Annotated in this window: 16 protein-coding genes; all 16 read right to left on the bottom strand. The window is 50.0% G+C overall.

Annotated features, from left to right (window positions below; all coding sequences use genetic code 11):
* Positions 1 to 629, bottom strand: a 629-nt coding sequence (locus tag Q3886_RS05635) for a phage baseplate protein (protein WP_301860195.1), incomplete at its 3' end; no start/stop codon positions are given.
* Between the two features lie 14 nt (positions 630 to 643).
* The gene (locus Q3886_RS05630; RefSeq protein WP_301860194.1) at positions 644 to 2302 is read right to left on the bottom strand and encodes a tape measure protein; all 1659 of its coding nucleotides are present in this window, start codon (positions 2300 to 2302) and stop codon (positions 644 to 646) included.
* The gene (locus tag Q3886_RS05625; protein WP_301860193.1) at positions 2274 to 2438 is read right to left on the bottom strand and encodes a hypothetical protein; all 165 of its coding nucleotides are present in this window, start codon (positions 2436 to 2438) and stop codon (positions 2274 to 2276) included. Before Q3886_RS05625 ends, Q3886_RS05630 begins: the two co-directional genes overlap by 29 nt.
* On the bottom strand, positions 2435 to 2989 hold the full coding sequence (locus tag Q3886_RS05620; RefSeq protein ID WP_367881556.1) for a phage tail assembly chaperone: 555 nt from the start codon (positions 2987 to 2989) through the stop codon (positions 2435 to 2437). Before Q3886_RS05620 ends, Q3886_RS05625 begins: the two co-directional genes overlap by 4 nt.
* Positions 2989 to 3426, bottom strand: a complete 438-nt coding sequence (locus Q3886_RS05615; RefSeq protein ID WP_301860191.1) for a phage protein — start codon at positions 3424 to 3426, stop codon at positions 2989 to 2991. The genes Q3886_RS05620 and Q3886_RS05615 overlap by 1 nt, the downstream gene beginning before the upstream one ends.
* Before the next feature lie 17 nt (positions 3427 to 3443).
* Entirely contained in the window at positions 3444 to 4835 is a 1392-nt protein-coding gene (locus Q3886_RS05610; protein WP_301860190.1) for a DUF3383 family protein, read from the bottom strand.
* Between the two features lie 3 nt (positions 4836 to 4838).
* Positions 4839 to 5387 (bottom strand): hypothetical protein, encoded by a 549-nt coding sequence (locus tag Q3886_RS05605; protein ID WP_301860189.1) that lies wholly within the window; start codon positions 5385 to 5387, stop codon positions 4839 to 4841.
* A complete protein-coding gene (locus tag Q3886_RS05600; protein ID WP_301860188.1) occupies positions 5377 to 5751 on the bottom strand; it encodes a hypothetical protein in 375 nt (124 codons plus the stop codon). The genes Q3886_RS05605 and Q3886_RS05600 overlap by 11 nt, the downstream gene beginning before the upstream one ends.
* Before the next feature lie 9 nt (positions 5752 to 5760).
* Positions 5761 to 6285, bottom strand: coding sequence for a hypothetical protein (locus Q3886_RS05595; protein ID WP_301860187.1), 525 nt, complete (start codon positions 6283 to 6285; stop codon positions 5761 to 5763).
* 4 nt (positions 6286 to 6289) lie between these two features.
* On the bottom strand, positions 6290 to 6676 hold the full coding sequence (locus Q3886_RS05590; RefSeq protein ID WP_301860186.1) for a DUF4054 domain-containing protein: 387 nt from the start codon (positions 6674 to 6676) through the stop codon (positions 6290 to 6292).
* Between the two features lie 10 nt (positions 6677 to 6686).
* Positions 6687 to 6992 (bottom strand): hypothetical protein, encoded by a 306-nt coding sequence (locus tag Q3886_RS05585; RefSeq protein WP_301860185.1) that lies wholly within the window; start codon positions 6990 to 6992, stop codon positions 6687 to 6689.
* A 16-nt stretch (positions 6993 to 7008) separates the two neighbouring features.
* On the bottom strand, positions 7009 to 7968 hold the full coding sequence (locus Q3886_RS05580) for a major capsid family protein (protein WP_301860184.1): 960 nt from the start codon (positions 7966 to 7968) through the stop codon (positions 7009 to 7011).
* 18 nt (positions 7969 to 7986) lie between these two features.
* The gene (locus Q3886_RS05575; RefSeq protein ID WP_301860183.1) at positions 7987 to 8361 is read right to left on the bottom strand and encodes a hypothetical protein; all 375 of its coding nucleotides are present in this window, start codon (positions 8359 to 8361) and stop codon (positions 7987 to 7989) included.
* A 2-nt stretch (positions 8362 to 8363) separates the two neighbouring features.
* Positions 8364 to 8885: a hypothetical protein gene (locus Q3886_RS05570; RefSeq protein ID WP_301860182.1), complete on the bottom strand. Its 522-nt coding sequence runs from the start codon at positions 8883 to 8885 to the stop codon at positions 8364 to 8366.
* 3 nt (positions 8886 to 8888) lie between these two features.
* Complete coding sequence (locus Q3886_RS05565) at positions 8889 to 9962, bottom strand: DUF2213 domain-containing protein (RefSeq protein ID WP_301860181.1); 1074 nt, start codon at positions 9960 to 9962, stop codon at positions 8889 to 8891.
* An 83-nt stretch (positions 9963 to 10045) separates the two neighbouring features.
* Positions 10046 to 10195, bottom strand: coding sequence for a YjcQ family protein (locus tag Q3886_RS10025; RefSeq protein ID WP_367881557.1), 150 nt, complete (start codon positions 10193 to 10195; stop codon positions 10046 to 10048).
* Between the last annotated feature and the right edge of the window lie 14 nt (positions 10196 to 10209).

Here is a 10209-nt window from a genome sequence, read left to right as displayed (position 1 = left end):
ATATTATCCGTATTAATACCCGGTCTGCGAGAACCCGGCTCTACCGTTTGCAGGCCCGTACCTATATTGCTGGTAAAAGCTGCGCCGCCGTCTTTTTCTGTCGTTCCTGCTTTTCCGGCGGCGTCGTTTTGTGCGTATTCTTCTGGTACGTCCTCTGTGCGCTGTACCACCCGCCGTACATGCGTGAATTCAAGCTGACAGCGGTAGCAATAGCCATTGTCGACGTTTTTAGGCAGCGGCGCCGACGTCATGACCATGTCCGTATAGATGGCATCAACCATTTTAATAGTTACCGGTTCCCCTGCCTGATAGATCTGCATCAGTGTGTTTGTGACGCTGTTCAGTGAGTGCGCACCGATAAAACGCTGCATGTGCGTGACAGGCGTCGGGGTAAATACTACGTCCAGCGATAACGTCATAGGCTTTCTGGTTACGTGGTCGGCAATGGGAAAGCCATCTTCGACGGGATACTCTGATACTTCGCTGTCAAACTTCGTTTCCCGGCTCATGACAACATCAACGGTCAAATATGGGCCAATCTGCGCCGGTTCCGTCACGTTCGGCAGTATTCCTCGTGACTTGCTGACAAATCCAAGACCGCTGTCGCCTAACAAACTATCTAAAAGCATACAATCACCGCCTTTTATGAGTTAGCAAAGAACGTATTGGCGCCCGTCAATGACGGATATACCTCTTGCGGACGGTTTAAATTGAATTCGTTTCTTTGTTCGTTTACATTAATAATCTTCTGGCTTAATGTATCCAATGCGCTGCCAGTAGCGTCAAATTCTGCCCGCAAGCCAAAAAATTCCTGTGCTTTTGTAATTAGTCCGCTGATACCGTCCGCAACTGCAACCACCCAGTTGTAAACGGTACTTAATACGTCAGCGACTACCCGTATCCCTTTTGCAAGACTGGCAAAAACCATGGATCCAGCATAAAACAGGGCATATAATGCAGCAACAAGGGCCGAACCTATTATTTGCATAAGAACTTGCAAAATGGGCTTTAATTCTTCAAACGCTTTGCCCAACTCAGCAACACCAACTTGCATTACCTCGATAGTAGGCGCAAATGTATGCGCAATATCGTCCCAGTGATCTTTTATCATGTCAATGGCCGGGGTAAATACGTCGCTGATATACTGCCCTGCCAGCTGCAAGGCGGCTATTACCTGATTTATGCCGTCAGCAATGGCAACTAGTTGGGGATTTTCAGCGGCGGCCTGTTCATATTTTGCCGTATTGGCTGCTGTTTCTTCCGGCGTGGCTCCCTGTTGTGGTCCCGTTGCTAATGTCATGACGGTGTCAGCTACGTCTACCATATCACTGAGCTTTTGCGCCACCCATCCAAATACGCCCGTACTGCTTTGCACATACCAAACAAACCGTTTCCAGAAGTTTTCTAGTTTCGTCGTCGCCTGACCAAAGGTAACGGGCATTTTCCCGAACTCTTTATCTACAGCACCGCCACTGGCAATAATGGCCTTCATAACGGCTTCACTGGTAAGTACGCCCTCTGAGCCCATCTTCTTCAAGTCGCCAATGGTAACACCCATAGAATCGGCAATATGCTGCATTAACAGGCTGGCATTTTCATCCAAAGATCGTAATTCATCACCTTGCAATACGCCAGACCCTAGTGCCTGCCCTAACTGCAAGATAGTGGATTGCGCTTCCTGAGCAGACGCACCGCCAACCGTAAGAGCTTTAGAAACAACGTCGGTTACACGGGCGGCATCTTCCATTCCCATGCCGTACTGCTTGCCAGCTCGTGCCACCTTGAAATACAGGTCGCCCATTTCAGACAATCCCTGCCGATTCTGTTGTGACATGGCATACAGACGGTTTTCTACGCCTAACCGTTGTTGTTCGTCCTCGTATAGTGTCCGTAACCGTCCGTCAAGGTTCATCATTTCATCAGCGGTCTGAATAGCGGCCTTGCCTGCCATAAATGCGGCGGCAATAGCTGCTCCCAATGCGGCAAATTTGCCAATGAGCTTCGTAGCCTGACCGCCAATGCCTTCCATTTGCCCCGTAAGGCCGCTGACGTTCGGTTTGATACTTACGCCCCGCACGCCAGACAAAGACGCCCGCACGCGCTGTATCGCACGAATGGCGGCATTTGCACCCGGCACAGCCTGCAAGAAGGAACGGGCCAGCCGCCCGCCTGCTCGTCCTGCCTCTGCGGCCATACTGTCCATATTTCTCTTTGTACTATTGACGGCTGCATCGGCCTGTTTCTTTCCTCTGCTGTCAAAGGCAAAGGCTATTTTAACGATGAGTTCGCGGACTGCGCCCATAATGCTTTCTCCCTTCTTTCAGCTGTTTCTGCGTGTTGTAGTACTCAATATCGGCGTTCATTTCCAGATACTGATTGATTCGTACCAGCTCTTCCAGATTTATTCGCCCGGCTTTTACGTCGGGCAATGTCGTCATTCCTTCTTTGATTGCCCGCCAGATGAAGAGTTCGGATTGGAAAGTTTCGTCAATTCGTCCAGGGATGTCGACGTCAGGCCGTCCCACATTTCGCGGACGCCAGACGGGATACTGCAAAGCTTGCCAAAATCCATAAAATTTACTGTCACGACTTTCACCATCAGCACAATCATGTCGATGGGCCTGCCCGAGAATACGTCATTTACAACGTCTTCTGTCAGTTTCGTCGTGGATTTATACGACTTACCCTTGACGTATACATATTCCGGGTCGAGCAGTAAATGGGCGATATGCTCAAATTCTGCGCCGTCAATATGCTGGGACAGTTGAATAAAACTGCCGCTTGCAACCGTTGCCAGTACAGCAAGGTCAGAACGGCTGCTGTCTTTTACAGCCGGATTCGACACGCCGCTTACTGCTCCATCAAGCAATGGGGCAATGACTTTCTGCAATTCGCCAAGTACTTTCATAGCGTAAAACGGAGGGAATTGGCGAATACTAAACGTATATTCCCCCTGCTTGTATGTTTTGATGTCTCCACCTTCGTACATTAGTCATTCCCCCCGATAATTGGATTGTTTACAGTGCCCGTGTTGAGCGTCCAGCTTACAGAATCAATCTGACGGCCCCGGCCTGCTTCCGGGAAGTTCTGCGGCCAAGCCTGGTCAGCAAAAAACAGCGTCGAACCGCTCAAATCTTTAATCATAAGCGGCTTCAATGCGTTGCCGTTTGCCCGGTCCTGATTGTACAGGCTGGACAGGTAATCATTGCTGTGTGATGTCGTAGCAAGGGAAATTTCAATTTCAAAACACTGGTTCGGGTCTACGCTTCGACCGACTTCACCATCTGCACCAACATAAATCGTCATGCCGTCGCCAAGGGGCCGGATGGTGATAATATCGTCTTCAGAAAAGCCCGTCAGCTGTTGACCGCCCAAAATGACAAGCACCTTTTTCGGATCATATGTAAGTACGCCTTTTTCTGCCATTATTTACCTGCTCCTTTCTATGCGTTTGCTGCTTCAAGCAGATTTTCATACGTCAAGTTACCCGTAATGTTTACGACGTGAATAGCACCTGCTAATCGGGCCGTAAATTTCACATCATTCAGAATACGGCTGGCTTTCTGATTGGCGGAAATGCTGGAGGCCAATGGAACGGATACGGTAAAGCCGAGGTTGGTCTGCCCGTCTTCCGTATATTCCGTCGGTGCAATGCCGCCACGTTGCTGGCCTAACGTCAGGGCCGCCCGTACCTGACCTTCAATAGCCGCAATTCCGGCGTCAGTATAGGGTACCTTATCACGATTGACAAGCAGGTTCATGACGTTTACCTTGATTTCCTCAGCCAGCCAGTCACGGAACCGGATAACGTCAATCCATTCACCGGCGGCCACTTTGCCGTTCTGCGTGATGGAAATATTACGGAATCGTTCGAACGTATTGCCGTTCTTTCCTGTAATGGCGTTGTATGCCGTTTCAGTAATATCGTCGGTCGTAATGCTGGACAGCTGTTTGTTTGCCCATGTTTCACCACCGGGGTTGACTGCAAAGCACCGGGCCATAACAGCGCATTCCGGGTATTCCGTTGCGGCGTTGGCGTGATAGAACCAGAACGTACGGAAATAGTTCTTGCCCATCAGCTGGCTGCCGATATCATTAGTAATTTCACTGTTCTTTGCTCCGTCAGCCGCCGTAGCCGTGCCGAACAGTTTTTCATTGCTTTCTGCCCATGCCGCCATAGCCAGAATGTCGTCGTCTTCACGGGACGCAATGGCCACGCCGTAAAAATCGTCATCTGATTTCATAACCGCCGCCATGGTATCGGCAATGTCTTCACTGCTAGCGTCCATTTCTACGGTTAAATTGTCCGTAATCCTGACAGAAAAGGCCGTGCCGGGGTTTTTAGCGGAAACATGCAGCTGCGAAATAGCGGCATCCGGATCAGCAGAACCAGTGGAGACAACAGCTTCATTGTCGGCGTTAATCGCTGCCAGTAAGCCGTTTAAAATATCCGACGCACTACCGCCGCTATTGGTATAGGTATAATCCTTTTCCCGAATGTCGCCATTATCTGCCACATTGGAAACAGTCAGCGTATATGTGCTGTTTGCACCTAACTGCCCAATTTTTACCGTAACCCCGTTTACCTGCTGCCGCCCTACTTTTACCTGCGCCGGGGACGGGGTCTGTGCAAAGGCTGCCGATACCATTTTATATAATGCATCGTCAGCAGAAAAACCGTCCTCAATCAGCTGATTCGGGTCGGTGTAGGTGCTGACACGGGTCAAGCCGTATACATGAGGGCCAACGCATAACAGCGTGGAAAATCCCTCCTGCGTAATGCCTGCCGTATTTAACGTAATCTGTACGTTTACAAGGCGATCTATGCTTGCCATGTTTTACTCTCCTTCCTTGATGTTCAAATTCACAATGACTTCGCCGGATAGGACAGGGCCGGTCAATACGCCGCCTGCATTGACTTCGTTAATATAGCCAACTTCGTCGAGTACTTCGGCCATATACCGTACACTAAGGTCTACCGCCGCCCGATGTTCCCAGGCGATATTGCCCAGTGTAAACGATATATCCTGTACATTTCCGGCATCAAAAAAAGCCACTCTTGCAGCCTGACAACGGTCTACAATAGATGGCCTTTTGAGTCCCAATACCATGTTGTTTACGACCTCGCACGGGTCGTTTTTCAGTCTGTCTGTATACTGTACTTCCACCGTGGCAGCTGTAGGCTCTACTACATTTACCATGCCAGACGTATCCGTTGGCCGCAATTCTTCAGCGGCTTCCCGATGGGCGTTATATATGCGGATGGTAGCATAAGCCTTGTCTTGACGGGGCATGTCGTGCTGATTGCCCCAAATAACCGCCGATTTAGGCAGATTCAGCAGTTCAGCCAGTAAATCATGGATAAACTGCCGCTGTTCATTCGTCACCTGGCAACACCTCCTCAGCAATAGCCTTGTAATGGCTAATTACGCCGCTCTGAAATGGGTCGCACTGAATCACCTTATACCGGCTACCCTGCCAGATGATGATGTCCGCCTGAAACTGACCATCATATTGTGCGGCTTCCCAGTTTGTTTCATGAGCCGTATATAAGCGCGTGGTGGTGTATGCCTTAACGTATCGGGTATTTCTGGCACCGGCTACGGACAACTGTGTATACTCGTTGGCATTGAGTGGCTGCACCGAGGCGTATATGATGATGGTTTCTTTTGAACCCGGCGTGTAATAGCCGTCACTGCCAACGGTTCCCGTCGCCTGTCGAATCACCTGTACCGGTCGTCTAAATCCCATGGCTACCTCCTACTTGGTACGAAAATCGACGCCACTGTCACGTAAACTGCCGCTGTCGATAAGTGGGCGTGATGAGCCTTTTTTCGCAATCGTTGCCGGGGAATTGGCCGCAAAACTGCCAGACGTGAAAATGTCCTGTATATCCCCTTTGGCCTGTATGCCCAGAAGTTCAAGGCCCTGCTGTGCCGACATACCGTAAGCAATCATTTTTACCAGCTTTTCCGCTGTATCGCCCCATTTTCCCATATTCTTGTCAGCGGCCTGACGCATAAAAGGCCGTGACGGGATATGAATACTTGTCTTGCCAGGGCTTAAATGAATATCGTTGGCGTGCAAATACTTCCGCATTTTATCCGATACGTTGATAGTAACGCCGTACTCATTCCAATAGGCAATATCAGCCAGGCTTGTTTTGCCGTCTTTTGCGGTGCCAGCATCGGCAAATACGCCGGCTTCTACGCGTCTGCCGTCAAGCTCTTTCAGTGTTACCGTTATTTTCTGGTATCCCATGTCAACGTCTCGCACGTTTGCCATATCATCACCCCATACGTGTCATAACAGGGACAATAAACAAGTCACGAAGCGCCAAATACTGCAGGCCGTATACGGTCTTTTTCAGCAGGTCGTCTGCTGCATTGGATGAGCTGGACACGCCGCCATAGGACCGCTGCAGGTCGCCTTCCCGTTCAGACGTCACTGCGCCCGCCGTGATAGACGTCGCCGCCCCGCCGGTTTCGTCGTTTCGAATTATGTTCTGTAAGGTAAGCTGATGAGCCGCCAACAGTGCGACGGCCCGATCATATACCTTGCCAAATTGTTTCTTGCTTACTATGTCCCCGATAAAACAAAGTACGTCATTGACTTCATCGTCGTCAAACGTGTCCAATTCAGGCGCAATTTTACGGAATAATTCGAGTTGTGTCATAATGGCCACCTTAGCCAGCGGCCTGAATCAATTCGACAATGTCGTCTTTTTTCAGACCATCCGGAACGGTAATTCCTTTCCCTTTTGCGTATTCCTTTAAATGGGCAATGGTCATATTTTCAACGTTCTGCGTCGCTGTTTTGGCGGCGGTTTTCGTAACGGCCTTGATTTCCCCGGCGTCCATCATAGACGATAACCGGGGATACATGGCCATGAATTCCTTTTTGTCGGCGTCGATTTCCTGCGGAATTTCGGGAACAAGCCGATAGCCGCCTGCGAAAATGACGCGTGATGTCTGGTTTAACAGGATAAACATAGTAAGCCCTCCTTAGTTAGCAGCCGTAAGCCTTGGCAAATGCAAACGGCATAATGACAGTAACGCCTGCGGTAGATGCTACGCAATTCACAACGTATTCCAAATTGCGGTATTCGACAGGCCGCTGATCGAAGCGGATAGGAATTTCAAACTTGATATAAGACGGGTCGAAGAAGCCTGCAATCATGACGTCTTTGCCGTCCGGGCCTGCGCCTTTCAGTTCCAGCACCTTGGCGATGTTTGTGATTTCAGGATGAATCTGTCTGAAGAAGTTCAGATACGTTGTTTCCGTATCGCCCAGCCGTTTCGTGGCCAGGAACGTATAAACAGACGGCGGCAACAATAACGCGTTGGCCTGTTCTACCTGATTCGTTGCTTCCGGGATAGATTCAATGAAGTTATTCAAGTCACGGAATACCTGTTCTTCCGTCTTGTCTACCAGCTTCGTGGAGTTGTTGGCACCATCGCCCGGCAGTGTAAATTCGTTGATATTGGGGTTATCCAAAAAGCCTGTAATATGATGAGCTTTATCGCCATGCCATGCAATCTGATTGAGTTTGTAGTCAACGCCATATTTTGCAACCCGGCCTTTTTCTGCGGACAGGTTAATGCCTGCAAATTGGGCATTCTGAATTTCACGGTAGTTGTAGCCGTAAGCATCGCCCAGCATTTTGACGTTTACAGATGTTTCCTGTGCCAGAATATCGACGCGTGGCAAATCATCTGCCCAGTTGCTGATGATTTCAGCAACGCCGACAGAATCATAGGTGCGCTGCAGAGCCGTTTCTGCGCCTACCGGAATATCCGTTGTGACGGGGAATACCGTAAAGGCGTTCAATGTTGCTTTTTTGACTCTCAGTACCTGAGCCCGTACCATAGTGAGCTGCCGAGCTACGAAAGCAGAACCGGCGGCGTCAAGGTTATTAGACGCTACCAGTGCAGCATAATCTCTTTCATCATAGTTTACTTTTGCCATTTATATCATCCTCCTAAATTACGAACCAGAAGCCGGGGTATATGTACCCGTAACGGCGACCGTGCTGTTATCTGTGAGTGTGCACGTACCAGTAATGGCCGTGCCGTTAATCGTAAGGGTAAGGGATTTGACGCCCGCACCTTTTGCACCTGCTGCGCCTGCGGCTCCAGCAGCTCCGGTATCGCCTTTATCCCCCTTATCGCCTTTGGGGCCAGCAGCTCCAGCTGTGCCCGGTTCTCCCTTATCGCCTTTGTCACCTTTGGGTCCTTGTTCTCCCTGTGGCCCCGGTGTCATGGCTCGGGTATTGGCGTCGGCAATTCCCGTTTCCATGTTATTCAGGGCATCAGCAGTAATCACGTTACCGGTTGACCATGTCTTTTTTGTGTATGCCATGATTATTCCCCCACCTTGGATTGGTCCACAACGGCTTCTCCTGCTTTTGCAGCGGCCGCTTTTACTGTAACAGCGATGGCGGCGGCGTTCCGAATGCGTACCGGTACAACATCACCAGCATCTGCGCCTTTCAGATATACATTGCCGGACGGCGTTGTTTCTGTACCTTTAATATAGCCTGTACCTGCTTCAAAGGCCACGGCGTCGCCTGCTGCTACATCTGCCGCTACCTGTACATATACGTCGCCGGACGTCATAACAGAAATACTTTCCCCGTCCGCATAATACGGGTCGCGCGGTTCATGGTGTTCATGCAGTACAATGCCGATTGCCTTATCGTCGGCGGCGGATACTACTTTTGCCTGCTTTTCTTTGTCCGTACCACGCATTACCAGGTCGCCCGGATTGCAGCCACCTTCACATGCAAACGAATCGACGGTATCCAATGTCGTGTTTGCTTTCATGCCCGGAAACGCCGGGGCCATGCCCTGCTGATACCAGCTAAACGGTTTAATCTGTGCCATGTCTTATTCCCCCTTAGTACCAAATGCAACGGCTTCATCCTTGCGAATCTGCGCCATAATTGCGTCAACATCGTATTCGTCTTCATTCTGGTTGCTGTCTGCGCCTTTCATAAGCTGTTGACGCTGGTTTTTCATACCGTCGGCGTGTTTTGCCTGTTCGTCTTTTGCCATATCAAAGGCGGCGTTGATATATTCGTCGCTTTTGCCATCCAGATTGAAAGAATCGCCGCGCACTTTCTGAATAATGGCGATTTTGATATCTTTATCGGTCATTTCGTCAGCCTTTTCAATACCATGCTTTTCTGCGGTCTGAAGCATAGCCACACGAGCCTTTACAGCTTCGTCGAACTGCGCTTTCTGCTTTTCCATTGCGTCCTGATGGTCTTTCTTGGCCTTGTCTAAGTCGCTGAGTACGGCATCATATTTTGCCTGCAATTTGTCGACTTTTGCCTGTTCATCTTTGCGTTCCTGCAAGAGTTTTTCAAGGTACACTTTTACCTCTGGAGCTGCATCGTATTCAATGCCGCTGTCTGTTCTTACTTTCGTCATGTTCATGTTTTGATTTCCTCCTTCGTCGTCTACTTGGTCGCCATCCATATTGAGCCGTGCTACGCCTGCCCGGCCGCGGGGTACCACTGCTACGTGATTATAGCGAATGTTCCGCTGAATGGCATCGTAATGCTTGCCGTCCGGCGTTGTGCCCGGTGTTTCGTCAAGGTCGAGCTGATAGCCGCATGACAATTCACGGGCGGCGGTGGGCAGGTCGTAAATCACTACGTCAGCCACAATGTCGTTGCCGTCCTGCCTGCCGCCTGTCAGTACCGTGCCGATGGGCTGTACCTGTGCGGCGTTGCCAGCGTTTACCATGGCTTTATGTCCGATGGTGATCGGCTTGCCTAAAAGGCTGGCCAGGCTGTCGGCGTTGAATGCTTCCTCCGGCGGTCGGTACTCTATACGCTTACTGCCGTCGTGGTTGTAGTACGTCATTAAGCCCGTGCGGCCAATAACCGGGCTGTCTTTGATAAATCCCTCCGGCGTCTTGGTGGCCTTTATTTCTACTCTGTCGTATCGTATCAAGTTTTCACCCCCTTTCATTTTGGGCATGAAAAAAGGCAACGTGAAAAAGTATCACATTGCCTTGTATCCTGTATATAGTTTTTTTATAAACCTGGCGTAATGTCTTTAATCCCTTTGGCCAGCCGGTACGCCCGTTTCATAAGCGTGTTTTCCTGCAGGTATTCAAGCCCTTTCAGCGTAATACACGGATAATGAATGCCAATAGAAATGCAGCCATCAGCCGAACGCCTAATGGTAACGCCTTCTA

Source organism: uncultured Megasphaera sp. (assembly GCF_958350005.1).
In the GTDB taxonomy this organism is placed as follows: Bacteria; Bacillota; Negativicutes; order Veillonellales; family Megasphaeraceae; genus Megasphaera.
This window is presented reverse-complemented; position numbering and strand designations above follow the sequence as displayed.

What these genes read in the sequence shown, in the direction of transcription:
- Q3886_RS05630 (WP_301860194.1), bottom strand. Translation starts at nt 2,302, where the DNA reads ATGGGCGCAGTCCGCGAACTCATCGTTAAAATAGCCTTTGCCTTTGAC.
- Q3886_RS05625 (WP_301860193.1), bottom strand. Translation starts at nt 2,438, where the DNA reads ATGACGACATTGCCCGACGTAAAAGCCGGGCGAATAAATCTGGAAGAG.
- Q3886_RS05620 (WP_367881556.1), bottom strand. Translation starts at nt 2,989, where the DNA reads ATGTACGAAGGTGGAGACATCAAAACATACAAGCAGGGGGAATATACG.
- Q3886_RS05615 (WP_301860191.1), bottom strand. Translation starts at nt 3,426, where the DNA reads ATGGCAGAAAAAGGCGTACTTACATATGATCCGAAAAAGGTGCTTGTC.
- Q3886_RS05610 (WP_301860190.1), bottom strand. Translation starts at nt 4,835, where the DNA reads ATGGCAAGCATAGATCGCCTTGTAAACGTACAGATTACGTTAAATACG.
- Q3886_RS05600 (WP_301860188.1), bottom strand. Translation starts at nt 5,751, where the DNA reads ATGGGATTTAGACGACCGGTACAGGTGATTCGACAGGCGACGGGAACC.
- Q3886_RS05595 (WP_301860187.1), bottom strand. Translation starts at nt 6,285, where the DNA reads ATGGCAAACGTGCGAGACGTTGACATGGGATACCAGAAAATAACGGTA.
- Q3886_RS05590 (WP_301860186.1), bottom strand. Translation starts at nt 6,676, where the DNA reads ATGACACAACTCGAATTATTCCGTAAAATTGCGCCTGAATTGGACACG.
- Q3886_RS05585 (WP_301860185.1), bottom strand. Translation starts at nt 6,992, where the DNA reads ATGTTTATCCTGTTAAACCAGACATCACGCGTCATTTTCGCAGGCGGC.
- Q3886_RS05580 (WP_301860184.1), bottom strand. Translation starts at nt 7,968, where the DNA reads ATGGCAAAAGTAAACTATGATGAAAGAGATTATGCTGCACTGGTAGCG.
- Q3886_RS05575 (WP_301860183.1), bottom strand. Translation starts at nt 8,361, where the DNA reads ATGGCATACACAAAAAAGACATGGTCAACCGGTAACGTGATTACTGCT.
- Q3886_RS05570 (WP_301860182.1), bottom strand. Translation starts at nt 8,885, where the DNA reads ATGGCACAGATTAAACCGTTTAGCTGGTATCAGCAGGGCATGGCCCCG.